Source organism: Rhizobium sp. KNZ2-6A (assembly GCF_056755475.1).
In genome coordinates, this window is the sequence record NZ_JBNDIC010000012.1 from 54,457 (window position 1) to 79,957 (window position 25,501).

The 25,501-nt window shown below is 60.0% G+C and carries 23 protein-coding genes and 1 pseudogene; 13 read left to right on the forward strand and 11 right to left on the reverse strand.

Annotated elements, in window-relative coordinates:
* Positions 1-3 precede the first annotated feature (3 nt).
* The 3 genes from xdhA to xdhC are packed head-to-tail and all read left to right on the forward strand — an operon-like array spanning position 4 to position 4,699.
* Entirely contained in the window at positions 4-1,488 is a 1,485-nt protein-coding gene (xdhA, locus tag ACPYOP_RS10800) for a xanthine dehydrogenase small subunit (RefSeq protein ID WP_481410381.1), read from the forward strand.
* 3 nt (positions 1,489-1,491) lie between these two features.
* Positions 1,492-3,846, forward strand: a complete 2,355-nt coding sequence (gene xdhB / locus ACPYOP_RS10805; RefSeq protein WP_481410382.1) for a xanthine dehydrogenase molybdopterin binding subunit — start codon at positions 1,492-1,494, stop codon at positions 3,844-3,846.
* Positions 3,847-3,850: 4 nt separating this feature from the next.
* Complete coding sequence (xdhC, locus tag ACPYOP_RS10810; RefSeq protein ID WP_481410383.1) at positions 3,851-4,699, forward strand: xanthine dehydrogenase accessory protein XdhC; 849 nt, start codon at positions 3,851-3,853, stop codon at positions 4,697-4,699.
* Here xdhC and ACPYOP_RS10815 read toward each other — a convergent pair.
* Positions 4,689-5,633 carry a LysR family transcriptional regulator gene (locus ACPYOP_RS10815; RefSeq protein WP_481410384.1) on the reverse strand — a complete coding sequence of 315 codons (945 nt, stop codon included), beginning with the start codon at positions 5,631-5,633 and terminating at the stop codon, positions 4,689-4,691. The two genes, xdhC and ACPYOP_RS10815, sit on opposite strands and share 11 nt — an antisense overlap.
* 157 nt (positions 5,634-5,790) lie before the next feature.
* Here ACPYOP_RS10815 and ACPYOP_RS10820 point away from each other — a divergent pair, with 157 nt between their 5' ends.
* The 6 genes and pseudogenes from ACPYOP_RS10820 to ligD all read left to right on the forward strand — a co-directional run bounded on the left by ACPYOP_RS10820 (position 5,791) and on the right by ligD (position 14,219).
* A complete protein-coding gene (locus tag ACPYOP_RS10820) occupies positions 5,791-7,029 on the forward strand; it encodes a urate hydroxylase PuuD (protein ID WP_481410385.1) in 1,239 nt (412 codons plus the stop codon).
* Positions 7,026-8,378 carry a guanine deaminase gene (gene guaD / locus ACPYOP_RS10825; RefSeq protein ID WP_481410386.1) on the forward strand — a complete coding sequence of 451 codons (1,353 nt, stop codon included), beginning with the start codon at positions 7,026-7,028 and terminating at the stop codon, positions 8,376-8,378. The genes ACPYOP_RS10820 and guaD overlap by 4 nt, the downstream gene beginning before the upstream one ends.
* A 260-nt stretch (positions 8,379-8,638) precedes the next feature.
* Positions 8,639-10,267 (forward strand): MFS transporter, encoded by a 1,629-nt coding sequence (locus ACPYOP_RS10830; protein WP_481410387.1) that lies wholly within the window; start codon positions 8,639-8,641, stop codon positions 10,265-10,267.
* Between the two features lie 29 nt (positions 10,268-10,296).
* Positions 10,297-10,572, forward strand: a pseudogene (locus ACPYOP_RS10835) (hypothetical protein); the annotation flags it as partial.
* 183 nt (positions 10,573-10,755) lie between these two features.
* A complete protein-coding gene (gene ku, locus ACPYOP_RS10840; RefSeq protein ID WP_481410388.1) occupies positions 10,756-11,643 on the forward strand; it encodes a non-homologous end joining protein Ku in 888 nt (295 codons plus the stop codon).
* A 2-nt stretch (positions 11,644-11,645) separates the two neighbouring features.
* Positions 11,646-14,219 carry a DNA ligase D gene (gene ligD, locus ACPYOP_RS10845; protein WP_481410389.1) on the forward strand — a complete coding sequence of 858 codons (2,574 nt, stop codon included), beginning with the start codon at positions 11,646-11,648 and terminating at the stop codon, positions 14,217-14,219.
* A 9-nt stretch (positions 14,220-14,228) separates the two neighbouring features.
* On the opposite strand, the gene ku (ACPYOP_RS10850) is transcribed toward ligD, so the two are convergent.
* The 4 genes from ku (ACPYOP_RS10850) to ACPYOP_RS10865 all read right to left on the reverse strand — a co-directional run bounded on the left by ku (ACPYOP_RS10850) (position 14,229) and on the right by ACPYOP_RS10865 (position 18,563).
* Entirely contained in the window at positions 14,229-15,035 is an 807-nt protein-coding gene (gene ku, locus ACPYOP_RS10850) for a non-homologous end joining protein Ku (protein ID WP_481410390.1), read from the reverse strand.
* 63 nt (positions 15,036-15,098) lie between these two features.
* The gene (locus ACPYOP_RS10855; protein ID WP_481410391.1) at positions 15,099-16,706 is read right to left on the reverse strand and encodes a DHA2 family efflux MFS transporter permease subunit; all 1,608 of its coding nucleotides are present in this window, start codon (positions 16,704-16,706) and stop codon (positions 15,099-15,101) included.
* A 1-nt stretch (position 16,707) separates the two neighbouring features.
* Positions 16,708-17,850, reverse strand: coding sequence for an HlyD family secretion protein (locus ACPYOP_RS10860; protein ID WP_481410392.1), 1,143 nt, complete (start codon positions 17,848-17,850; stop codon positions 16,708-16,710).
* A gap of 62 nt (positions 17,851-17,912) precedes the next feature.
* On the reverse strand, positions 17,913-18,563 hold the full coding sequence (locus tag ACPYOP_RS10865) for a UdgX family uracil-DNA binding protein (RefSeq protein WP_481410393.1): 651 nt from the start codon (positions 18,561-18,563) through the stop codon (positions 17,913-17,915).
* Between the two features lie 143 nt (positions 18,564-18,706).
* Between ACPYOP_RS10865 and ACPYOP_RS10870 the strand changes: the two genes are divergently transcribed.
* Positions 18,707-19,060: a hypothetical protein gene (locus ACPYOP_RS10870; protein WP_481410394.1), complete on the forward strand. Its 354-nt coding sequence runs from the start codon at positions 18,707-18,709 to the stop codon at positions 19,058-19,060.
* Between the two features lie 63 nt (positions 19,061-19,123).
* Here the strand turns inward: ACPYOP_RS10870 and ACPYOP_RS10875 are convergent, their stop codons facing one another.
* Positions 19,124-19,315 carry a hypothetical protein gene (locus tag ACPYOP_RS10875; protein ID WP_481410395.1) on the reverse strand — a complete coding sequence of 64 codons (192 nt, stop codon included), beginning with the start codon at positions 19,313-19,315 and terminating at the stop codon, positions 19,124-19,126.
* Positions 19,312-19,665, reverse strand: coding sequence for a DUF982 domain-containing protein (locus ACPYOP_RS10880; protein WP_481410461.1), 354 nt, complete (start codon positions 19,663-19,665; stop codon positions 19,312-19,314). The genes ACPYOP_RS10875 and ACPYOP_RS10880 overlap by 4 nt, the downstream gene beginning before the upstream one ends.
* Positions 19,666-19,843: 178 nt before the next feature.
* Between ACPYOP_RS10880 and ACPYOP_RS10885 the strand changes: the two genes are divergently transcribed.
* Positions 19,844-20,236: a response regulator gene (locus ACPYOP_RS10885; RefSeq protein WP_481410396.1), complete on the forward strand. Its 393-nt coding sequence runs from the start codon at positions 19,844-19,846 to the stop codon at positions 20,234-20,236.
* Here the strand turns inward: ACPYOP_RS10885 and ACPYOP_RS10890 are convergent.
* Both ACPYOP_RS10890 and ACPYOP_RS10895 read right to left on the reverse strand, forming a co-directional pair.
* Entirely contained in the window at positions 20,233-20,997 is a 765-nt protein-coding gene (locus tag ACPYOP_RS10890; protein WP_481410397.1) for a sigma-70 family RNA polymerase sigma factor, read from the reverse strand. The two genes, ACPYOP_RS10885 and ACPYOP_RS10890, sit on opposite strands and share 4 nt — an antisense overlap.
* 70 nt (positions 20,998-21,067) lie before the next feature.
* Positions 21,068-21,625, reverse strand: coding sequence for a NuoB/complex I 20 kDa subunit family protein (locus ACPYOP_RS10895; RefSeq protein ID WP_481410398.1), 558 nt, complete (start codon positions 21,623-21,625; stop codon positions 21,068-21,070).
* Between the two features lie 275 nt (positions 21,626-21,900).
* Between ACPYOP_RS10895 and ACPYOP_RS10900 the strand changes: the two genes are divergently transcribed.
* Both ACPYOP_RS10900 and ACPYOP_RS10905 read left to right on the forward strand, forming a co-directional pair.
* The gene (locus ACPYOP_RS10900; protein WP_481410399.1) at positions 21,901-22,146 is read left to right on the forward strand and encodes a hypothetical protein; all 246 of its coding nucleotides are present in this window, start codon (positions 21,901-21,903) and stop codon (positions 22,144-22,146) included.
* Positions 22,147-22,212: 66 nt separating this feature from the next.
* Complete coding sequence (locus ACPYOP_RS10905) at positions 22,213-23,181, forward strand: DUF72 domain-containing protein (RefSeq protein WP_481410400.1); 969 nt, start codon at positions 22,213-22,215, stop codon at positions 23,179-23,181.
* Positions 23,182-23,218: 37 nt separating this feature from the next.
* Here the strand turns inward: ACPYOP_RS10905 and ACPYOP_RS10910 are convergent, their stop codons facing one another.
* Complete coding sequence (locus ACPYOP_RS10910; protein ID WP_481410401.1) at positions 23,219-24,145, reverse strand: helix-turn-helix domain-containing protein; 927 nt, start codon at positions 24,143-24,145, stop codon at positions 23,219-23,221.
* 222 nt (positions 24,146-24,367) lie between these two features.
* On the reverse strand, positions 24,368-25,276 hold the full coding sequence (locus ACPYOP_RS10915; RefSeq protein ID WP_481410402.1) for an AraC family transcriptional regulator: 909 nt from the start codon (positions 25,274-25,276) through the stop codon (positions 24,368-24,370).
* Positions 25,277-25,501: the final 225 nt, after the last annotated feature.

The following is a 25,501-nucleotide window of genomic DNA, read 5'->3' on the forward strand; positions in this document are numbered from 1 at the left end:
CCGATGACGGCTGTGAAAACCCGTTCCGAACTGCGTTTCATCCTCAATGGCCAGGACATTGCTCTTAGCAACGTCGCGCCGGACCAGACACTGCTCGACTGGCTGCGGCTTTCGCGCTCGCTGAAGGGCACAAAGGAAGGCTGCGCCGAGGGCGACTGCGGCGCCTGCACGGTGCTTGTGGGACGGCTGACGCCCGCGGGCGGTCTCGTCTACGAAGGCGTCAATGCCTGTATCCGCTTTCTCGGCTCATTGGACGGCTGTCATGTGGTGACGGTCGAGCATCTGGCAGCCGGTGAGGAGCGTCTGCATCCGGTGCAGCAGGCAATGGTCGATTTTCACGGTTCGCAATGCGGCTTCTGCACGCCGGGCTTCGTCATGTCGCTCTATGGGCTATGGATGCAGACACCGAACCCGACGGACCAGCAGATCGAAACGGCGCTGCAGGGCAATCTCTGTCGCTGCACCGGCTACGAACCGATCCTGCGCGCAGCACGGGCCGTTTCCAGCTACGGCGGGACTGAGAACGATCCCCTGCTTGTCGAGCGTGAAACCATGATCGCGCGGCTGAAGGCTCTTGCCGACGGCGCGCGCGTCGAAATCGGCGTGGGACGCTACCGGCTGGTCGTGCCGGCTGGCCTCGATGATTTCGCTTCGGTTCTCGAAGCATCGCCGACTGCAACTGTGGTCGCCGGCTCCACCGATGTCGGTCTCTGGGTCACCAAGCACATGCGCGACATCTCGCCGGTGATCTTCATTGCCGGGCTGCAGGAGTTGAAGTCGATCGCCGTGAAAGATGGTCTCATCACCATCGGCGCCGGCGTCACCTACTCGGAAGCGATCGAAACGCTCTCTCAACATATTCCAGCACTCGGTCCGCTGATTGCCCGTATCGGCGGCCAGCAGGTGCGCAACATGGGCACGATCGGCGGCAACATCGCCAACGGCTCGCCGATCGGCGATACTGCGCCTCCCCTGATCGCGCTCGGCGCATCGCTGACCCTCCGTAAGGGCAAGACCCGCCGCACCATCGCGCTCGAAGACTTCTTCATTGCTTACGGCAAGCAGGACCGCCAGCCCGGCGAATTCGTCGAAGCCGTGCATATTCCGGTTCCGGCAGCGGGCGAAAACTTCGCCGTCTACAAGGTGACGAAACGCAGGGACGAGGACATTACCACGACGCTCGGCGCCTTCCGCCTGGCGCTCGCCGCCGATGGCACTGTCGCCGGCATCAGGATCGCCTATGGCGGCATGGCCGCAACGCCGAAACGAGCCTTTGCCGTTGAACAAGCATTGCTCGCCCAGCCCTGGAACGAGACGGCGGTCGAGGCGGCGATGGAAAAATATGCCGAGGATTACGCGCCGCTGACCGACATGCGCGCCACGGCGGAATACCGCGCGCTCGCAGCCAGGAACCTTCTCTTGCGTTTCCATCTCGAAACGACATCCAGTGCGGCGCCGGCTCAGGTGTCCAGATACGAGGCCGCGTAAGCCATGAACAAACACACTTCAGATATCAAGGCCGAAACCATCGTCGGCGGGGTGCATAGCAGCCCGCGCCATGATTCCGCCCATAAGCATGTCTCCGGTACGGCCGTCTATATTGATGACATCACCGAACCGACAGGAACGCTGCATGCCGGTCTTGGCCTGTCCACCGTCGCGCATGGCGTCCTGAAATCCGTCGATCTTTCCACCGTACGTGCTGCACCCGGCGTTGTTGCCGTGTTGACCCATGAAGACGTGCCCGGCGTCAACGATATCTCCCCTTCCTATATGCACGACGACCCAGTGCTTGCCGACGGCAAGGTCGAGTTTCATGGCCAGCCGATCTTCTGCGTGATCGCCGAAACGCGCGAGCAGGCCCGCCGCGCCGCAAGGCTCGCCAAGATCGACTATGAGGAATTGCCGGCCGATATCGACATCTGGGATCTCGACGTTTCGACCCACCGTCAGGTCGTCACCCCACTAACGCTGAAGCGTGGCGATGCGGCGGAAAACCTTGCGAGCGCACCGCGTCGCGTGAAAGGCCGCATGCGGCTTGGCGGCCAGGATCATTTCTATCTCGAAGGCCAGGTTTCGCTAGCCGTCCCCGGCGAGGATGACGAGGTCGTCGTCTATTGCTCCACTCAAGGCCCGAGCGAGACGCAACATATGGTTGCTCATGCGCTCGGCGTACCGAGCAATGCTGTTACGATCGAGGTTCGTCGCATGGGCGGCGGCTTCGGCGGCAAGGAAACCCAAGCGAACCAGTGTGCCGCGATCGCAGCCATCGCCGCCAAGAAGCTGAAACGCGCCGTCAAGGTCCGGCTCGACCGCGACGAAGACATGGTCGCGACAGGCAAACGGCACGATTTCGCCATCGATTACGATGTCGGCTTCGACGATGAGGGCCGCATTCTCGCCGTCGATTATACGTTCGCGCTCCGGGCCGGCTTTTCTGCCGACCTTTCCGGCCCGGTCGGCGACCGCGCGCTGTTCCACTGCGACAACGCCTATTTCTTCCCGCATGTTCATGCGAAATCGGCGCCGCTTTACACCAATACGGTTTCCAACACCGCCTTCCGTGGCTTCGGCGGCCCGCAGGGCATGGTCGGCGCAGAGCGCGTCATCGACGAGGTGGCGTTTGCCGTCGGCAAGGACCCGCTCGAGATCCGCAAGCTGAATTTCTATGACGCGATGGGCGTTCAGGGCGAGCGCAACCTCACGCCCTATTACCAGACCGTCGAGGATTGCATCGTCCAGCGCATCGTCGCCGAACTGGAGGAAAGCGCCGATTACGCCGGACGCAGAAAGGCTATTTCCGAGTTCAATGCGACGAGCCGTATCGTCAAGCGCGGGATCGCGCTGACACCGGTCAAATTCGGCATTTCCTTCACCAAGACGGAATCGAACCAGGCCGGCGCTCTGGTGCATGTCTATAGCGACGGCTCCGTGCACATGAACCATGGCGGCACGGAGATGGGGCAAGGCCTGCACCTGAAGGTGGCGCAGGTCGTGGCGGAGGAATTCCAGATCGATCTCGACCGCGTGAAGATCACCGCGACGACGACAGCTAAGGTGCCGAACACCTCGCCTACCGCCGCCTCCTCGGGCGCGGACCTGAACGGCATGGCGGCGCAGAACGCCGCGCGCCAGATCAAGGACCGGCTGATCGCCTTTGCGGCGGAAAGCCACCAGGTGCCTCGCGAAAAGGTGGTGTTCCTGCCCAATCGCGTGCGGATCGGCGATATCGAGATCTCCTTCCCCGATCTCATCAAGAAGGCCTATATGGCCCGCGTCCAGCTTTCGGCCGCCGGCTTCTACAAGACGCCAAAGATCCATTGGGACCGAAGGGCGGGCCGCGGCCATGCCTTTTATTATTACGCCTATGGCGCTGCCTGCTCAGAGGTATCGATCGACACGCTGACCGGCGAATATGTCGTTGAACGCACCGATATCCTGCACGACACCGGCCGCTCGCTGAACAAGGCGATCGATATCGGCCAGATCGAAGGCGGCTTCATCCAAGGCATGGGCTGGCTGACGACGGAGGAGCTCTGGTGGGATGGGAAGGGGCGGCTGCGCACTCATGCGCCCTCCACCTACAAGATCCCACTTGCATCCGATCGGCCAAAGATTTTCAATGTAGCTCTGACCGACTGGTCGGAAGCCTATGAGCCGACGATCCATCGTTCCAAGGCGGTCGGGGAACCGCCGCTGCCGCTCGGCATTTCCGTCTTGCACGCCCTATCGGACGCGGTGGCGAGCGTTGCCGACCACAGGATCTGCCCGCGTCTCGACGCGCCGGCAACGCCCGAGCGGGTGCTGATGGCAATCGAGCGTCTCAAGGCCGCGCAAAAGGAGTGAGGTCATGTCTGCCGCCTGCGAAGATATCCGGGATTTCCTGCGCCGCGAACCGGCATCGATCCTGGTCGAGGTGACCGGCGTCGCGGGTTCGGCGCCGCGCGACACCGATGCCTGGATGCTGGTGTCGGAACGGGCGATCTTCGCGACGATCGGCGGCGGGCAGCTCGAATATATGGCAATCGACCAGGCGCGCCGGGCGTTACGCTCCGGCCTTGCCGCCGAGCCGATGAACGTGCCGCTCGGCCCGGAGATCGGCCAGTGCTGCGGCGGCCGCGTCGGCCTTGCCTTCACCGCGCTCAATCCTGCCCTTGCTAACGACCTCATTGCCCGCAGCGACCGCGAACTGGCGGCTCGACCGCATGTCTATGTTTTCGGAGCCGGCCATGTCGGCGATGCACTCGCCATGGCGCTTTCACTGGCGCCGCTGCGCGTCGTGCTGGTGGATACGCGCGAGGATGAACTCACCACCTGCACCGTGCCGGGTATCGAAACCTGCCTGACTGCTATGCCCGAAGCTGTTGTACGCGATGCGCCGGCCGGCAGCAGTTTCGTGGTCCTTACCCATGATCACGCGCTCGATTTCCTGATTGCCACCGAGGCGCTCAAGCGCATGGACGCCGCCTATGTCGGCATGATCGGCTCCAAAACGAAGCGCGCCACCTTCCGCAACTGGCTGCAGCGCGAAACCGGTCGACCGGACCTTTTCGATCGCCTAGTCTGTCCGATCGGTGGGACGGCGGTAAAGGACAAGCGCCCAACGGTCATCGCCACCCTCGCTGCCGCCGAGATCATGACGGCTGCGCTGGCCTGGGCCGCCGATCGCGCAAAGCTTACTGGAGCCGTCAGCCGCTAGCGGCTGCGGCCGCTGCCTCATCCTCGAGCAGCTTGCCGATGAGCCGCTGACAGCGCTCCGCCATGAAATCGATCATCAGGCGGACCTTCGGGTCCTGGAACCGCTTGTGCGGATAGATCGCTGCGAGCTGCACCGGAGCCGGCGGGCTCTCCTTCAGGATTTCCACCAGCCGCCCTTCTCTCAGATAGGCCTTCACCTCGAACAGCGGCTTGTTGATGATGCCGCGACCTTCGAGCGCCCATTGGGTGAGCACATCGCCGTCATCGCTGTCATAGGGACCGGCAACCTCGAATTTGCGCGGACCTTCCGCCGTCACCAGCGTCCAGTAGTATTCCTTCGAGCCGGGATAGCGCAGCAGAAGACAGTCATGCTTGTCGGCAATCAAGGCGTCGGCGGTCGGCGGCACGCCGCGCTGCGCGAGATAGGCGGGAGATGCACAGAGCACACGTTCGCAATTGAGGATGCCGCGCATGCGCAGGTTCGAATCCTCAAGCACGCCAAGCTTGAAGGCGACATCGACGCCCTCGGCCAGGATATCGACATTGTGGTCAGACAGGCGCACCCGCACCTCGATATCCGGGTACTTGTCGTGGAATTCCGGAATGCCCGAAGCGATCAGCCGCCGGCCGATGCCGAGCGGCGCCGTGATCCTCAGCGACCCCTTCGGGTTGCGCGAGAGATCGGCGATCGCCGCCTCCGCCTCATTGACAGCCTCGATGATCTTCACCGCCTTTTCATAGAAGACGCGGCCATGTTCGGTCGGCGACAGCTTGCGCGTCGTGCGGTTGAAAAGGCGCACGCCGAGATGGCGCTCGAGCTCCTTGATGCGATTGCTGGCAACCGCAGGCGTGACCCGCTGGTCGCGCCCTGCTGCCGAAAGGGTACCGAGTTCGACCACGCGAACGAAGACACGGACATTATCAAGATAGGACATGGCCTCTTTCTACCACATCGGCGTGCGGAACAAAGCAGGGTTCATCTTATAGATTTTTTTGAAAGTGTTGGCGGATTAACCGGGATTTTCGAGAAAATCGCGTGATGGCAAACAGTCCCGTGAAGATCGGCCTATGAAGATCGGGAGGGGAGTTCCCATGTACGAATATGCCATCGCCTGGGACTGGATAACCTTCGCCGTCCGCTGGCTGCACGTCATCACCGCGATCGCCTGGATTGGCTCGTCATTCTATTTCGTCGCGCTCGACCTGGGCCTGAAGAAACATCCGGCCCTGCCGCCCGGCGCCTATGGCGAGGAATGGCAGGTGCATGGCGGCGGCTTCTACCATATCCAGAAATATCTGGTGGCGCCGGCCAATATGCCTGACCACCTCGTCTGGTTCAAATGGGAGAGCTATGTCACGTGGCTTTCGGGCTTCGGCATGCTCTGTCTCGTCTATTATGCCGGCGCCGATCTCTACATGATCGATCCGGCCGTGCTCGATGTCTCCAAGCCGGTGGCAATCGCCATTTCGCTCGGCTCGATCGCTGGCGGCTGGCTTCTATACGACCTGATCTGCAAATCGCCCTTCGGCAATGACAATACGCGCCTGATGGTGGCGCTGTATTTCATTCTGGTCGTGGTGGCCTGGGGATACACGCACCTGTTTACGGGCCGCGCGGCCTTCCTGCATCTCGGCGCCTTCACGGCCACGATCATGTCGGCCAACGTCTTCTTCATCATCATTCCGAACCAGAAGATCGTCGTCGCCGACCTGATCGCCGGCCGCACGCCCGATCCGAAATATGGCCGCATCGCCAAGCAGCGCTCGACACACAACAACTACCTGACGCTGCCGGTGCTGTTCCTGATGCTATCGAACCACTATCCGCTGGCCTTCGGCACGCAATTCAACTGGATTATCGCCTCGCTCGTCTTCCTGATGGGCGTCACGATCCGCCACTGGTTCAACACCCGCCATGCCAATGCCGGCAACCCGACCTGGACCTGGCTGATCACCGTCGTCCTCTTCATCGTCATCATGTGGCTTTCCACCGTGCCGAAGATCCTCACGGGCGAACCGGCGACGAAGATTTCCGCAACCCAGCAGCCCTTCGTCGCGGCCGAATCTTTCCCGAAAGTTCGCGATACCATCATGGGGCGCTGCTCCATGTGCCATGCGAAGGAACCGAGCTGGGAGGGCATCATCGCGCCGCCGAAGGGCGTGGTGTTCGAGACCGATCGCGACATTGCCGCCCATGCCCGCGAGATCTATCTGCAGGCCGGCCGCAGCCACGCCATGCCGCCGGCCAACGCCTCGCACATTACCGACGAGGAGCGCCGCCTGCTCGTCTCCTGGTACGAAAGTGCCATCAATGGGGAGAAGACCCAATGAATGAAATCCTGATCCGTGGTCGCGTGCTGACCTTCCTTGCCGAGCCACAAGGCATCGATGATACGACCTCCTATCGCTATATCGAGGATGGCGCGGTCTTCGTGCGCAACGGCAAGATCGTTGACATCGGTTTGTATAGTGACATTCGCAAGCTGGCGGATGCCGGTATCAAGATCGCCGACCATCGTCCGAACCTTATCCTGCCCGGCTTTATCGACACGCATCTGCATTTCCCGCAGACGCAGGCGATCGCCTCCTATGGCGCGCAGCTGCTCGAATGGCTGAACACCTATATTTTCGTCGAGGAGCAGAAATTCGCGCGCGCCGCCCACGCGGCCGAAGTGGCGGACCGCTTCATGGACGAACTACTATCCAACGGCACGACGACGGCGGTCGCCTATTGTTCGGTGCATCCGGAAAGCGTCGAGGCCTATTTCGCGGCCGCCGAAGCACGCGGCATGTGCATGATCGGCGGCAAGGTGATGATGGATCGCAATGCGCCGGACGCGCTGCGCGATACGCCGCAGCGCGGCTACGACGAGACAAAGCGGCTGATCGAGAAATGGCACGGCCGCGGTCGCGCGCATTACGCCATCAGCCCGCGCTTTGCCATCACTTCCACGCCCGAGCAGATGGAGATGAGCAAGGCGCTCGTCGCCGAACATCCGGACTGCTACGTCCAGACGCATCTCTCCGAAAATCGCAACGAGATCGCCTTTGCCACCTCCCTTTATCCCGAGGCGAAAGACTACACGGATATCTACGCCCGCTACGGCCTGCTCAACGATCGCATGCTGCTCGGCCATTGCATCCACATGAGCGAGCGGGAAGTTGCCGTTCTGGCCGAAACCGGCGCGGTCTGCGTCTTCTGCCCGACCTCGAACCTCTTTCTCGGCTCCGGGCTTTTCAACGCCGCGGAACTCGACAGGCTCGGCGCGCGCTGGTCGGTCGCAACCGATGTCGGCGCCGGCACCAGCTTCTCCATGCTGGAGACGATGGACGAGGCCTACAAGGTGCTGCATCTGCAGGGGCAGCGGCTGACGCCGTTCAATTCCTTCTATCGTATGACGCGCGGCAATGCTCTGGCGCTCGGCCTCGAAAAGCAGATCGGCTCGCTTCAGGCCGGCGCGGATGCCGATATCGTCGTGCTCGATTCCAGTGCCAAGTCGGCAATGGAATTCCGCATGCGCACGGCAACGTCGTTAGCAGAGGAGCTTTTCATTCTGCAGACCATGGGCGACGACCGCTGCATCAGGGAAGTCTATGTCGCCGGCAAGGCGATGAAGACGAAGCATGCGAAGTCTGAGGCAACGGTAAGTCAAAGATCGGAAGCCGCCCTGTTCGCATAGGGGTCTGCATGCGGCTTCAATCTCTCTGGGAAAAATGGGCATAGGACCCGATGAAATAGCGCGCGCCTTCGCCTGGCCACGGATCTGCGGATCAGGCCCGGCGTGGCGCGCATTTTCCGCTTCACCAGTGAGAATATTATTCCAAAATCATTTCGGAAATTAGCAAATCGCTATAGGCTAAGGTCGACTCGGCTGCGCATGCGCTTTGGGGGAGTTTGCCGCGCCCGTCGAGCAAGACAATCCGATAAAGAAAAGCCGACATGCCCAACAGAACCTCGCCGCTCGTCGCGTTCCAGTCCAGGACATTCCGTTCGCTCTGGTCGGCAACGCTCATCTCCAATCTCGGCGGGCTGGTCGAAGGCGTCGGCGCTGCCTGGCTCATGACCAGCCTTGCCACCTCTCACGGCATGGTAGCGCTGGTCCAGTCCTCCACAACACTGCCTGTCATGATCTTTTCGCTCGCCGCCGGGGCGCTGGCCGACAATTACGATCGAAGACGGATCATGCTGATCGCGCAGATGCTGATGCTGTGCGTGTCCGCGACGCTGGCGGTGCTGTCTTACAGCAATGCCTTGACGCCCTGGCTGCTGCTTAGCCTCACATTCCTGATCGGCTGCGGCGGCGCCTTGCACAATCCGTCCTGGCAGGCCTCCATGGGCGATGTCGTGCCGCGCGACCACCTGCCGGGCGCCGTCGCGCTCAACAGCATGAGCTACAATCTGATGCGTAGCATCGGGCCGGCAATCGGCGGCGTCATCGTGGCGGCGGCGGGTGCCGCTTTCGCGTTTCTTTTCAACGTTTTCTGTTATTTCGCTCTCATCTCTGCCTTGTTGCGCTGGAAAAAGGCGCCTGACCGCAATGCTCTGCCGCGCGAACCCTTCGGCAGCGCGATGTCGGCCGGCTTTCGCTATGTCCTGATGTCGCCGAACCTGCTCAAGGTGATGTGCCGCGGTTTCACCTTCGGCCTGACGGCGATCGTCATTCTGGCGTTGCTGCCGCTGGTTGCGCGCGATCATGTGCATGGTACTGCCGTCACCTACGGCATCATGCTCGGCTTCTTCGGTTTCGGCGCGATCTGCGGCGCGCTGCTGATCGGCCGCATTCGCGACCTCCTCAGCAATGAATGGGTGATCCGCGGCGCCTTCTTCACGCTGGCGGTCAGCTGCGTCTTTCTGGCGCTGAACGATCAGGTATGGCTGAGCTGCCTGCTCCTCATGCCGGCGGGCGTTGCCTGGGTACAGGCCTTCTCGCTGTTCAACGTCACCGTCCAGCTTTCCACACCGCGCTGGGTCGTCGGCCGTGCGCTTTCGCTCTACCAAACCGCCACCTTCGGCGGTATGGCGATGGGAAGCTGGCTCTGGGGCGAACTGGCCGACGCCCATGGTGTCACCGGCGCGCTCTTCATCGCGAGCGCCGCCTTGGCCGTAGGCGGCCTGCTCGGCATCCTGCTGCGCCAGCCGGATTTCGAATCCCTCAACCTCGATCCGACGAATACTTTCAGCGAACCACAGCTGCAGCTCGACCTGCGCTCCCGCAGCGGCCCGATCCTGGTCATGGTGGATTACAGCATCGATCAGGAAGACGTGCCGGAATTTCTGGCCGTCATGGCGCAACGGCGCCGGATGAGGATCCGGGATGGCGCAAAACAATGGTCGCTGTTGCGCGACCTGGAAAAGCCGAGCACCTGGACGGAAAGCTATCACCTGCCGACCTGGATAGACTATGTCCGCCATGGCCAGCGCCAGACGCATGCCGACGTCGAGGTCGCCGAGCGCCTCGATGCCCTGCATCGCGGCGATCAGCCGCCAGTCATCCACCATATGATCGAACGGCAGACGGTGCCGAGACGCGATGACATGCCCTTGAAGCCCTATCTCGACGCAACGTGATAGTGCTTACGGCTGGGCGCGGCCACCCACCGGAACTCGTCGCGCAAGGGAAGAAAGGCCCGTCCGTCATGACGCGGCTCGCCAGATTCTTCCTCGTCACCCTCCTGATCATCGGCGGCCTTTTCGGTTATTGGCTCTGGTATGTGACCAGCGCGGGCTCGCAATTTACGTCGCCGGCCATGGATCTCAACAATATGATGCCTGCTCCTCTCAACAGCTGGGGCTGCGATCAGCTGAAAAAGCGTTTCGGCGATCAACGGGCGCCCTTCGGATGTGTCGCATCGGACTATACCAGCTGGAAGTGAGCTCGGGCTGATATCGATGGACGCGGTTTCCCCCGGGAGCCGCGTCCACGTGCGACTTCGCGTGCTCGATGGTTCCCGGCATGGCTGACGTTGCGCCGCCTCCCAGCAGGAAGGGAACAATGATCGGCGAATGTCGTTTGACTTCCATTGTCGATCTGGAACCTGGACGACTGGAGCCCGCATATGAGCCCGCGCGCGCAATGGAAGGGATATCTGAAATTCGGAGAGGTCAGCTGCGCCGTCGCCCTTTACACGGCGGTCTCGACCTCGGAGCGGATTTCTTTCCATACGCTGAACCGGGAAACCGGCAATCGTGTCAGGCGCGAGTTCATCGATAGCCAGACCGAAAAACCTGTGCCGCGTGATGACCAGGTCAAGGGCTATGAGCTCAACAAGGATGATTTCATCGTTCTGGAGCCCGAGGAGGTCGCCGCCGCCGTGCCGGAAAGCGACAAGGTCCTGCACGTAAAGGCTTTTCTGGCGTGCTCGGATATTGACGATGTCTATCTTGACCGGCCCTACTACCTCGCTCCTTCCGCCTCGGCCAGCGAGGAAGCCTTTGCGCTGATCCGTGAGGGCATGCGCAGGAAGAAAGTGGCCGCCATTGCCCAGGCCGTCCTGTTTCGCCGTCTGCGAACGCTCATGATCCGTCCACACGGCAATGGGCTGATCGCCACCACCTTGAACTTCGACTATGAAGTTCGCTCGGCACGGGACGCTTTCGAGGACGTGCCCGACATGAAGATCAAGGGCGAGATGCTCGATCTTGCCAAGCACATCATTACCACGAAGGAAGGCAGCTTTGACGCTGGCGAATTCGACGATCGCTACGAAGCCGCGCTGAAGGAGCTCGTCAAGGCCAAGATCGAAGGCAGGGCGATCCCGCAACGCAAGCCCGCGAAGGTCGCCAAGGTGACCGACCTCATGGAGGCCTTGCGCCAGAGTGCCGGCGCGGATGGCCGCGGTAAGGCAAGTCCGAAACGCGCTTCACAAAAGGCTGGTTCGACGTCTCGCAAGGCGGAGAAATCGCAAGCCGCATCCTCGTCCCGGTCGCAACGCAAGGCGGGCTGACGATGGTATTGGAAACCTATAACCGCAAGCGTGATTTCACGAGAACGACCGAGCCGAAAGGGCTGGCAAACAAGGGAAAGCGGAGAGCTACGGGAGATAGCTTCGTCATCCAGAAACATGATGCGCGCCGGCTCCATTACGATTTCCGCCTTGAACTCGATGGCGTCCTGAAGAGCTGGGCCGTGACCAAGGGGCCGAGCCTCGTGCCGGGCGAGAAGCGGCTCGCCGTGCTGACCGAAGATCATCCCCTGGAATACGGCGATTTCGAAGGCACGATCCCGAAAGGCGAATATGGCGGGGGCACCGTCCTTGTCTGGGACAAGGGCTCCTGGACGCCGCTTGGCGATCCCCACAAGGGTCTGACTAAGGGACATCTCGAATTCGAGCTCCATGGAAAAAAGCTCGGCGGCCGCTGGCACCTGATCCGCATGGCGGGAAAGCCGCGCGAAAAGCGCGAGAACTGGCTGCTGATCAAGGGGGAAGACGATGCGGCTCGCCCGGAAGGGGCACCCGACATTCTCGACGAACGTCCGGAATCGGCGAAAACGGGGCGCGTTATCGCCGAGGTCGAGGGCGAAAAACCGGGCTGGTCCTCGAAGACCGGCAAGATCGATCGCCGGAAGAGCCGGGCGAATGGCGCCACTGAGGAAAAGACGAGCAAAACCCAGCCGGAAGCGGATGCGAAGACTGTCGATCCATCGTCCCTGAAGGGCGCCAGAAAGGCCCCATTGCCAGCCTTCATCGAGCCGGCCCTGGCAACGCTCGTGGCAAAGCCACCCACAGGCGCGCGCTGGCTGCACGAAATCAAGTTCGACGGCTATCGGCTCGAGGTCCGCATGGAGGCCGGGCGCATCAAACTGTTTACCCGCAGCGGGCTCGACTGGACCGGAAAGTTCGGCAAGGAGATCATCGCAGCCTTCAAGGACCTGCCCGTCGGCACGGCGATCATCGATGGCGAACTGGTCGTCGAGCCGGCAGCCGGTGCCTCGGACTTTTCAGCACTTCAGGCCGACCTCAGCGAGGGCCGCAGCGATCGCTTCGTCTTTTATGCCTTCGATCTCCTCTATCTGGATGGCTATGATCTCGCCTTGTGTCCATTGGTCAGCCGCAAGGAATTGCTGCGGACGATCATCTCATCCGAGACCGGCATACTTCGCTTCAGCAGCCATTTTGATGAAAACGGCGACCTGCTGCTGAGCCACGCCTGCCGGCTGAGCCTGGAAGGGATCGTCTCCAAGGTCGCCAACGATCCCTATCGCCCCGGGCGCGGAAAGAGCTGGGTCAAATCGAAATGTTCGTCGCGGCAGGAATTCGTCATCGGCGGCTGGGTACCCTCCACGGCGTCGCGAAACGCGATCGGCTCGCTGGTTCTCGGCGTCTATGAAGACGGCAAGCTCGAACATGTCGGTCGCGTCGGCACGGGCTACACACACGTCGTTGCCGAGCAGCTTTTCAAGACGCTTGGCCGCCTGAAAGCGGAGGAAAATCCCTTTGCAACGAAGCTGACGGCGGAAGAAAATCGCGGTGTCCGCTTCGTGCGGCCCGAACTGGTCGCGGAGGTCGAGTTCCGTGCATGGACGGCCGATGGCCACCTGCGGCACGCCTCCTTCCGTGGCTTGAGAGAGGATAAGAACCCGCTCGAGATCGTCCGGGAAACACCGAGAGCCGCCACCGCAACCTCGGCCGAAAAGCCTGCCCACAGCAGTGTGTCCTTGACGCATGGCGACCGCCTTTACTGGCCGGACGAAGGTGTTACCAAGGCAGGACTTGCGGACTATTACACCGAGGTTTGGCGCTACATGGGCCCCTACGTCGTCGGTCGGCCGCTTGCGCTCGTGCGCTGCCCGAACGGCATTACAGGCCAACATTTCTTTCAGAAGCACGCCTGGAAAGGCATGAACCGGAATATTGCCTTGGCGAAAGATCCGCAGGACGAAGAGCCCTATGTCAGTATCAACGACCTGAACGGCCTGATCGGCCTCGTGCAGGCCGCCGTTCTCGAAATCCATCCCTGGGGATCGATGGTCGGCAATTGGGAAAAGCCTGACACGATCATCATGGACCTCGATCCGGGGCCGGGTGTTGACTGGACCGAGATCATCGCCGCCGCGGAAGAGACGGGCGAGCGCCTGAAACAGGCAGGTCTCGTTCCCTTCATCAAGACATCGGGTGGCAAAGGGCTGCACATCGTCTGCCCGTTGGTCGCCAAGGCCGAATGGCCTGCCGTCAAGGCTTTCACCAAGGGTATCGCCGACGCGATGGCGGCTGACAGCCCGGGGCACTACGTTTCGACCATCACCAAATCGAAACGACACGGCAAGATCCTCATCGACTATCTCAGAAACCAGCGCGGTTCGACGGCGGTTGCGCCCTATTCGACCCGTGCTCGCCCGGGAGCCGCCGTCTCCATGCCGCTCTCCTGGGAGGAGTTGAGTCCCGCCATCGGCCCGGACTACTTCACCGTGCCCAACGTGACGACACGGCTTGCCGCGCTCCGCTCTGATCCCTGGGCCGACTTCAGGGCGGCTGCCGAACCATTGCGTCCGTCGCAAGCAAAAGGAAAACGCGGTTCGTGACCAAGCTCACTATCGCTTCTTTGCACCCTTCTCCTGCGAGAGGCTCTTTCGAAGCGCATCCATGATGGAGACGACGTTGCTCGGTGCCGCTTCTTCCTGCGCCCTCGCCTTGGCCGGACGCTTGCGGCCTTTCTTCTTGGAGGCGATAATCTCGAGCAGCTTTTCCTGTACGGGGTCCGAGACCATGCCAGGATCCCACGACTTCGTCCGCTCCTCTATGAGCTCCTCGACAAGCCCCATCAGCTTGGTGTCCACCGATTTGGACGCGATATCGCCGAAATAATTTCTGTCGTCACGCACCTCGTCGCCAAAGCGCAAGGTCCACAATACGATGCCCTTGTCTCTTGGCTCCAGCATGACGGCGCGTTCGCGGCGATACATGACAAGCCGGGATATGCCGACCATGCGGCTCGCCGCCATTGCGTCGCGGATGACGCAGTAAGCCTCCTCGCCGACGGGATCGTCCGGCGTCAGATAATGCGGCGTATCGAACCATATCCATTCGATGCCGTCGCGCGGCACGAACATCTCGATATCGATCGTCCGAGTACTTTCCAGGGCGACCGCGTCAAGCTCTTCGTCCTCGAGCAGGACGTAGTCATCCTCGCCGCGCTCATATCCCTTGACCTCATCGTCCTCATCGACCGCCGTGCCGGTGACGGAATCCACATATCGGCTGACGATCCGATTGCCTGTCTTCCTGTTGAGCGTATGGAAGCGAACCTTCTCATTGTCGCTGGTTGCAGGCGTCATGGCGACGGGGCAGGTCACGAGCGACAGCTTGAGGTAGCCCTTCCAGAATGATCGCGGAGCCATGAATTTTTCCTCCAATAGGAGAAGGAGGAACGGTCTTCGCCTTGCATGGTTCCGCTCAGCCGGTCAATGCATGCCGCCGCCATCTCCCTTGAGATCGACATTGCTGAGGATCAATGCAAGCGGAATGGCACAAAGCACGATCAGCATCAGCACATGGAACACATCGATATAGGCGAGATAGCTCGCCTGGGTCTGCACCTGCTGTCCGATCCAGGCGGTCGCCTGCGCCTTCGCATCCGCCATCGTCGCGCCCTTCTCGGCAAAATAGCGCGACATGGTCTGCAGCGTCTCCTGATAGGCCGGCGAGGACGGCACCACATGCTCCACAAGGCGGCTCTGATGCCACTGCTCGCGATGGGCCAGGACGTTCGACGCGACGCATACGCCGATCGAACCGCCAATGTTGCGGGCCGCATTGATCATGGCGGACGCCTGGTTGGTCTGCTCCGGCTTGAGGCCGTAATAGGAAGCCGAGGTGATCGGGATGAAGATCAGCGGCAGGCCGAGACCGATATAGAGGCGCGACCAGACGAAGAAACCGAAGTTCAGGCCGGGATAGAGCCGCGTCAATTGCCACATGGACACCGCAATGATCGCAGCGCCGATGGCAATCAGATATTTCGGCTGAACAAGCGAATTCACGCGCCCCGCAACGAACATCATGACCATGGTGACAAGCCCGCCCGGCGACAGGGCGAGCCCCGCCCAGGTCGCCGTATATCCATAGTTCTGCTGCACGACTTCGGGAATGAACTGCGTCGTCGCGATCAGGATGGCACCGGTTGCCATCATGACGATAAAGCAGGACCCGAACTGCCGGGTGCCAAGCAACCATCCGTCGATGATCGGGTTGGCCTTCGTTAGAACCCATGGGATCGCAAGCAGAAATGCGAGAACGCATATGGCGGTCATCGCGATGATGAAGCCCGAGCCGAACCAGTCATCGGTCTGGCCTCGATCCAGCACGAGTTCCAGTGAGCCGAGAAAGGTCGCCACCAGCAGAAAGCCGACGAGATCGAAGCGGACTCCTTTTCGGCGAAACTCCTCGCGCATGCGCTTCGTCTGAGGCGTTTCCTTCAACAGCACGTAGACCAGGCCAAAGGCGAAGACGCCGACGGGGCCGTTGATAAGAAAACACCAGTGCCAGGAAAGATTGTCGGAGAGATAGCCGCCCAATGTCGGCCCGATGACGGGCGCCACGACGACTGCCACGCCGAAAAGAGCGAAGGCCTGCCCGCGCTTTGCCGGCGGAAAGGCATCCGCTAGAATCGCCTGCGAGGTCGGCACCATGCCGCCGCCGGCAAAGCCCTGGATCATCCGGAACACCAGCAATGTTTCCAGATTCCAGGATAGGCCGCACAGGACGGAAGCGATCGTGAAGGTCGCCAGGCACAGGAGGTAGAACCTGCGACGTCCGAACCGCTCGGCGAAATAACTGCTGGCAACAAGCACGATCGCGTTCGAGACGAGATAGGTCGTGACCACCCAGGAGGCCTGGTCGGAACTGACGGCGAGACCGCCTGAAATATAACGCAAGGCGACATTGGCAATCGTCGTGTCGAGCACTTCCATGAAGGTCGCAAGCGACACCACGATGGCAATCAGCCAGGGATTCGTGACATGTGCGGAAGACGCCCCTGCGCCGCCGGCCGTTGCGCTTGCGCCGCTCATCTCAGCTCCTCGGGCGCACCGTCACCGTCGGCACCACGGACATGCCGGGGCCGATGGCGACATCTGCGGGCCACTTGTCGACGATGATTTTGACCGGCACGCGCTGCGTGACCTTGACGTAGTTGCCGGTCGCATTCTCGGCCGGCAATAGCGAGAAGGCCGTTCCGGAGCCTGGCTGCACGGATGCGACCTTGCCGCGGAGCGTATGATCCGGATAGGCGTCGATCGTGAGCTCCACAGGCTGCCCCGGCCGCATATCCGTCAGCTGCGTCTCCTTGAAGTTAGCCGTAATCCAGATTTCGTCGGGAACGAATGTCGAGATCGCCTGCCCCGCATCGATATATTGACCTTTTGAGCCGGTGAGGCGGACAACGCGACCCGGCTGGGCTGCGGTGATCGTCGTATAGCTCAGGTTCTGCTGTGCCTCTTCCGCCTGCGCTTGCGCCTGTTTCAGACTGGCGAGCGCGCTGGATTGCTGCGCTTCCGAAACGGTCTTGTTTTTCAACGCGGAGATCACATTCGCCTGCATCTGCGCAAGGCTTGCCTGATCCTGCTGCAGGGTCGACGCCGCCTGTTGGACGGCCTGCACGCTGCCGGAACCCGTCTTGACCAATTGCTGCTGGCGAGCAGATTCCTGCTGAGCATATTGGAGGGCGGCGGCAGCGGAATTCTGCTGCGCTCTGGCAACATCGACGGAAGCATTGGCCGCTTCGATCTGCGCGCCGGCGCTATCGACGGAGGCCTTGGCCACCTCGACCTGGCCATTGGCCTGGTCGAGCGCGATTTGATAGTCGCGTGGCTCGATCCGCAAAATGATATCTCCGGCCCCGACGTGTTGGTTGTCGGTCACGGGAACGTCCGCGACATAACCGGAAACCTTGGCGGCCACGGAAAAGCTGCGCGCGCCGACGAAGGCGTCATCCGTCGACTCGTAGGGATAGAAATAGATCTTCCAGCCGAACCACGCGCCGACCATCAGAGCCACCAGCACCAAGATGCCGGAGAGTATCCAGAAGGGATGGCGGCGGACGAATGAAGGCCGTTTTCCCTCCGAGACGTCGTTTCGACGATCCGCGTCGTCGGCGGGCTGCTGTTTCGGCCGATCCGGCTTGGTTTCCATGATATTGGGTTGATTGTCAGCCATGACATGACCTTTGCTTGTTGTCGTGCGGGGTTCAGCTCCCGGTCAATCGGTTGAAACGATGGTCAATGCCGCAGAAAGCGCCGGATCTTTTTCAGATCCCGAACGAAGGCGAGCCGGCTCTTTTCCTTTTCATCCTGCTCCCTGATCCGCAAAAGTGCGGAAGGGTGAATGGTCACGAGAACATCGGGCTTCCCCGAGGAATGCAGGATGTGGCCACGGTCGCGCATGACCTTGACCTTCGAACCGAGCAGCGAGGAGACCGCTGTGGCGCCGAGTGCGACGACCAGTTTGGGTTTCAGAAGCTCGAGTTCAGCCCCGAGCCACCAGGCGCAACGCTGCACCTCTCCGGCATTGGGCCTTGCATGCAGGCGCTTCTTGCCGCGCATCTGGTATTTGAAATGCTTGACGGCGTTGGTGACATAGCAGCGATCCCGATCCACGCCCGCCTCTTCGAGACATTGATCGAGAAGCCGGCCCGCCGGCCCGACGAAGGGTCGCGCGGCCAGATCCTCCTTGTCGCCGGGCTGTTCGCCGACAAGCACGATATCGGCCGTATCGGGACCTTCGCCGAAGACGAGATGGGTGGCATTGCGATAGAGATCGCATCGGGTGCACGAGCGAGCATCGTCGCGCAGCTCACCAAGGGTTTCTGCGTCCGCATGTTCATATGCCAGCGAAGGACCTGTACCGGCCAAGGGAAATCTATCGAGCATTGGGGGCTCGCAATGGTTCCAGACTCTACGACGATCAACTAATCGCCGTTCTCTTTGTTCCATGCTCGGATGTCCTCGGTATGGGAACCCACTTCTCCGCTGCTCGTTAGGATGATGAAACCGTAGGAACGGAGGAACTCGTCATGAACGGCGACAGCCAAATAGGCTCCTTTGCGCTGAGCGCATTCTTCAACGACGAATATGATGCCGAGGCAGCAGCCCAGGCACTCATGGATGCCGGCATACCCAAGGATGCAATCACCATGACACCGGGCAATCGACCGGATACATCGCCGATCGATCACATGGGCTTTCTCGACGCGCTGACCGGAATCTTCTTTCACGAGGAACAGCGTTCCGCCTATGCGGCAGCTCTCGAACAAGGCGGAACGCTGGTGACCGTGCAGGAAATGAACGAGGCACAGCACAATATCGCGCTGCCGATCCTGGCCGAGAAAGGTCAGATCGACCTTAACGAACGGGAAGGCGACAGGTGATCCATTCGCCTTGCCGTGCGGGACCAACAGGTCACCGCTACGGTTCAGGCCACCTATGGGCTATCAACCCGACGGGCGGCCTGGCAGATGCTCATCGCTTGGGATCTTCTGCGCGTCCATGAACCCGTGCGCCCACTTGTCGCGGCGGTGGTCGCCTTCCGGAAAAGGGTTATTGTCGCCGGTCGCGCCTTTCTGGAAGGCCTTCCTGCCGAGCTCATAAGCGTCAGTTTCGGAAATCGTGTCGTCGTTTCTCATGGCCGATATCCGCCCGTTCTCATCAAACGCGCATCAAGACAGGCCATCACGAAGGCTGGTCTGGATGCCTCGACCGGAATCCGGTGTGAAACGGCTGCGACGCAGCGCTCCCTTGCATGGGCGTAGGAGGAGCCTCTTTCGCACGGCCATCGCCGCGACAGGAAATGGATTGCATCGTCCGGCCCCCGGACTGTCTGGCAGCCTTGATCTCCGACAGCAAGGCGGACAGGCGCGTTCCAAAGAATTTTAAATTCGACATCAATGACTTCGTGCATGCGATCCTCCCATTTGTGGAGGCCCCTTTCCCATTTGACGAACCACGGGCGCGACCATTTGTTCCCGAAGCCCATACCTATCCGGCATGCTTGCACGAGATTCTTTTGCTGTTGATTTGGAAACTTTTATCGCTCTTGAATGTTCGGGATGCTAGGTCCCTCAGGCGAATGCCCTGCCTTTGTCTCGCCTTGCGGTTTACTTTCAGTTCACGCAAAACCATCTATAAGCGATTAACTCAGTCTGGATTGACGGATGGACAATTCGACGCCCCCTTATAGCCAAATGTTCCGGGGCAAACGGCTTTTGATCGTGGAGGACTGCTATTTCCTCGCCGATGACGCGCGGCAAAAACTGCAGGAGCTCGGCGCGATCATAGTCGGACCGGTCGATGATATCGAACACGCAGTCGGACTGATTGAGGCAGGCAACGCGGATGCGGCAATCCTGGATTTGCATCTCGCCACCGAGCGCGCCTTTTCTCTCGTTGAGCGGCTTGAAGGGCAGAGGCTTCCCTATGTCTTCGCCCTCAGTCGAGAGCCCTCCGGCGCGATGGCGGATTTTACCGGCTTTGTGCTGTGCGAAAAATCGGTTGCCATGGAACACATCGCCAAGGCTTTATTCGGCAACCGAAAACGAGACATCTAGCGCCTTTCTTCGTCAAGCCGGGCGGCCAATTGCTGCCGTGCGCGATTGATCCTGCTTTTCACCGTACCGATCGCGCAGCCGAATTTTTCCGCCGCTGCATCATACGAGCGGCCTTCTATAACGACATATTCAAGCACCGCCCGGTAAGGCTCGGGCAGGAGATTGCAAGCCTCCTCGAGTTCCCTTGCCCGGATAGTCCATTCCTGCGACGGCAAGGCGATGCCATCACCGGAAACACATTTCTTGCTGCCCGGAGCCTCGCGCTTGGCAATGCGGAACTTCGTGCAAAACGTATTGCGCATGATCGTGAACAGCCACGATTTCAGTCGGGTGCCACGGTCGAACTGATTGAGGTTGGCCAATGCCTTCGCCAAGGTCTCCTGAACCAGATCGTCGGCATCGTTGGTATTTCTGTGAAAGGTCCGCGCAAAGGCGCGAAGGGCTGGAATAAGTTCGACTATTTCGGTTTGCAGACCGGTTGTTCGAGACAGGTCGGTCACAACTTTCCTCCTTGGCAGGTTCCAATGAGAGCGACCTCGCGCCCGCATTGCATACAGCGTCCGATCTCGCTCAACGCCAGCCGTGCCCAATGAAAACCGGCATCCATGCTGGCGCCGGGCCCAATCGCCACTGATCTTGATTTGAACAATCTTTGCTGTTCGCTGTACGTCGCGATGCGTATTCGGGATGCTTTGGATTGCCTCTCGGGCGACGCCGTTTGCATCTTGCTGGAAAACGGTTGTATTCCGAGCTTGTTCCATCCAATTCCAAAAAATCGCTAGATGCCGCTGGGGAGGGATCGGAATAGAAGCGGGCTGATGCGAAATTCGATTATCGCTCGATTGTCCCGTTGCGGCGAATCTTTCGCTGGAGAAGCATGATGCCATAGAGCAAGGCTTCCGCGGTCGGCGGACAGCCCGGCACGTAAATATCGATGGGAACGATCCGGTCGCAACCGCGCACGACCGAGTAGGAATAGTGATAGTAGCCGCCGCCATTGGCGCAGGAGCCCATCGAAATGACATAGCGCGGCTCGGGCATCTGGTCGTAGACCTTGCGCAGCGCCGGCGCCATCTTGTTGCAAAGCGTGCCCGCGACAATCATTAGATCCGACTGCCTTGGGCTGGCCCTTGGCGCGGCGCCTATGCGTTCGACGTCATAGCGCGGCATCGACATCTGCATCATTTCGATCGCGCAGCAGGCGAGCCCGAACGTCATCCACATCAGCGATCCCGTGCGCGCCCAGGTGATGAGCTCGTCCGTGCTGGTGACAAGAAAACCCTTGTCGGCAAGCTCGCTATTGATCGTTCCCAGGAATGGATCGCCGCCTGGAGCCTCGCCGGGATGTTGAAAGTCGCTGATCACAGGACGGTCTTTGAAGGAAGACATGGTCCGTTCTCCATGGAAAAGACCCCCCAACTCCCGCAACGCCGGCTTGTTCCGTGCATGGCCTTCTTCGAAGGCATGATCCCGCCATGGGCAAAAATCCAACAAACCTGGAAACAACCACTCTGCTGTTGAGTTTGAAGGCGAAAAAGAGAAGAGAGGAATGATCCCATGTTGATGAAAATCATCGCAGTCAGCGCCTTGTCGATCGGTATGGCCACGGCTGCGGCCGGATGAAATGTGATTGCCGGCGAAGCAGCAATAGAGGAGCAGATCCCATGAAAAGCCTAGACACTATGAAAAACCCAGACTCCAAAAAAAACGGCGCTCAGGAACTTGCGAAGGAATATCTGCGGCTCGGCGGACGCAGGCTTCTGGTCATGGATGACAATATTCTGTCGACCAACAGCTGGGACGCGGACCCTCCGGAAGCCGAGACCTTCTGGAAACGGGAGATCGAGATACTCGAGCCAAGGCAACGCAACGAAGTCATGTCGTTCCTTCCTTCCATCAATGCCACCTAGCGGGAAGTTCATCGGCTTTGCCGCAGTCGCCATGAAGCAATCCGATTCAGACATGGCCATGAATAGATGACAAAGACAGGCGCGATCCGTATCGGTATTTCTGGCTGGACCTATGCCCCGTGGCGCGGCGTTTTCTACCCGAAGGGCACGACGCAGAAGCGCGAGCTGGCCTATGCCTCCCGGCAGTTTCCCTCCATCGAAATCAACGGAACATTCTATGGGTTGCAACGTCCCGAGGCCTTTGCGAAATGGCGGGACGAGACGCCGGACGACTTCGTCTTCGCCGTCAAGGGCTCGCGCTACATAACTCACATGCGCAAGCTGCGCGATGTCGAGACACCGCTTGCCAATTTCATGGCTTCGGGCCTGCTGCGCCTCGGATCGAAGCTTGGCCCGATCCTCTGGCAGTTTCCACCGCGGCTGCGGTTCGACCCAGAGCTCTTTTCCGCCTTCATGGCAATGCTGCCGAAGGACACCCATGCCGCGGCCAGACTTGCCAGAGGGCGCGATGCATGGATGGAAGGCCGCGACTGGCTGGAGACGGACGAAAACAGGCCACTGCGCCATGCATTCGAGATCCGCAACGAGAGTTTTGCGCAGGCCGATTTCATCAAGCTGCTGAGGAAGCACAAGATGGCACTCGTCTGCGCCGACACGGTCGAATGGCCGTTACTCATGGATCTCACGGCAGACTTTGTCTATTGCCGCCTCCATGGCTCGAAAGAGCTCTATGTCAGTGGCTACGACGACAAGGCCCTGAATATATGGGCAAAACGGATCAGCGCCTGGGCGCACGGCCGCGAGCCCGCCGACGCCAATCGCGTATTGAAGCCGCTGAAATCGTCCGCGATGGGCCGCGACGTCTATGTCTATTTCGACAATGACGTGAAAGTCAGGGCACCGGTCGATGCCCGGCGGCTGGCAGAGCGGCTCGGGCTTGCCTCACCCGCCGAGGCCGCGTCGTCCCCTGCTCGCAAGCGGCCGCGCAAGGTCGAGATCACGGAAGAGGCCCGCCAGCATTGGCCGGGCCGATGAGGTTCTCTTCACTATACGATAAAGGCGCCGGCTCGGTTCAGATCACTCCAGTCGGCCCCATGCGGGATCCCACTGCAAGCCGCCAAGCTTCGGGTGTGACGGTCATCGATCTTGTGAAGGCGCCGACAAAATCGGGGACTGCCGAATATCCGCAGGCTGCCGCAATGTCCGCAAGCGAGAGCTCCCCATTCCGAAGCAACAGACAAGCGCGCTCCAGACGTGCTTGTCGAAGCCATTCGTTGGGTGTCATCCCTGTCGTTTCACGGAAGGCGCGGATGAACGCAAATCTTGGCAGATCGCACAGGAGAGCAATCTCGCTGATTGAAACCTCAGTCGCAATTCGGCTTCTCAAAAGCTCTTTTGCAAGATGCTCCTGCTTCTTAGAAAGAGCCAATCGACGATCTGGTGTCCGAAGCCGTCCGTTCCCGTAGGTGTGAGCCAGGTGAACGCCAATCGCCGTGGAGATCTGGTCCACAAAGAGGCGATTGCTCTGTTGCCTTGCCCCACATCCAAGCAAAGTGCGCAACAATCCGGCTAACAGCACATCCGGGCGCGCGGTCGTAGTTGCGAGGGCAGACACGTCCCCCAAGTCTGACTCTGCGGCGATCTCCTCAAGATCAGAGCCCGAAATTTCCGCCAGAATAAAATCAAACGAGCCGCTCAAATCGGCTTTGTAGGACTCGCGCAGATCACGAACATAGATGTGATCCTCTCCAAAATCGTGAACGGTCGCGCGCTGCCCGTCAAAAATCCGCCTGCGATGCCCGCGCTGGACCGAAAGACCAATGAGATATCCGTCAGCACCCGCAGGAGTGGTGACCCTTCCTGGTGCCGTTTTCGATGCCTTTCTGAAAAAGGTCATGTTACCGGCGAAAAGCTGCCAGTCCTCATCGAGCCCTTCCACCGTACATCCGAAGGAATCCTTCTTATGCCGGACCTCGACACCAAGACCTTCCATCGCCATCGGCAGTGCCTCTCGGTTTCGACGAAACTCGGTAGAGCCCGCCCCATATTGTTCAGTTAGGTATAACTTGGTGCCTGCGTCAAATCTATACGTCGCGTCATATGCCGCCGCTCCGGAACCCTCCCGATGCTTACCGCGAAGTCGACATTATCGCACTCGACGCCAGTACCAGAGACCATGGATCGATTTTGGTAATTGCATCGATTTTTTGCAGAGATTCACTCAGTGAGTTTTCGTGTTCCGCCAAGCTGCGGGCGTGGAGCCTGTCTCACGCGCAAACACTTTTGTAAAATGGCTTTGATCGGTGAATCCGCATTCTTCCGCAATATCCTTGAGCGAGCACGCAGACGTCGGTAGAAGATCTTTGGCGTGATCGATCCGGATCTTCATAAGCCATTGATAGGGCGTTATCCCAGTTGCCCTACGGAATTCCCGAATGAAATGATTGGGCGATAGCCCGGCTACCGATGAAATCTCGGCTACGCTCAGTTCGCGCCCGAGATTTTCAATCATACATTCTTTCGCTGCCTTCTCCTGCCCCACCGATAAGGAGCTGGGCGAAACGCCGTTACGCATTAACCTGTCGCAATAGTCATGAAGCAAGTGAGCACAGATTGCGAGCGCCATGGACTTCAGGAGCGCTGGCAGGAAGAGCCTGCTTGCATCGAATAACGGCACGAGAGCCGTTGCCAAATTTGATAGAACCTCGTCGGGATGTCGTCTCTTGCAAATGAGCTTGCTATTTCTTGTGAAAGTCGAAATCTTCGCCACCTCCAGAAGAAGCGCCTTGGGCAGGACGAGTGCAAGAGCGTGGAGATCGCTATGCAATTCAAAGGCCGCGCCGTCGAAAAGATCAATGAGACATATTAATCCCCGTCGATAGGAATTGACGGCAGTGCGGGTGCCGTATGTGCCGATGTCGGCGTGAAGCGTATCTTCGAGGTATATCATAAGGAGATAGGCATCCGAGGCCGGAATCCTTACCTCCTCACGCTGCCCTTCACCCAGTGCTTTTGTTAGCTTCGCCGCACAAAAGACAGCCGATTCCACCGGCACCACTTCCAGAGCCACAGCGTCCGGGACGCCGAAATAACTCCCCATGCTCGCTCCACTGAAATGTTCAGAGCTCAACAGTCTCTCCCGTCCAAGTCTTTGGCAAATCAGCCAAGATTCCCTCCCCTAGCTAGAACATACTAGAACGGATGTATTCGACAACCGCCAATAACAACAACATCCGCCGTCCGGAAGCCTTAGGTTCACCTGCTCGCACGACACAATCGCAAAGCCGAGATTGGAGAACTGAAAAGAGGCTTCGGAAAAGGTCCGTGAGAGTGCAGTCAACAAGCGAGCCTTCGA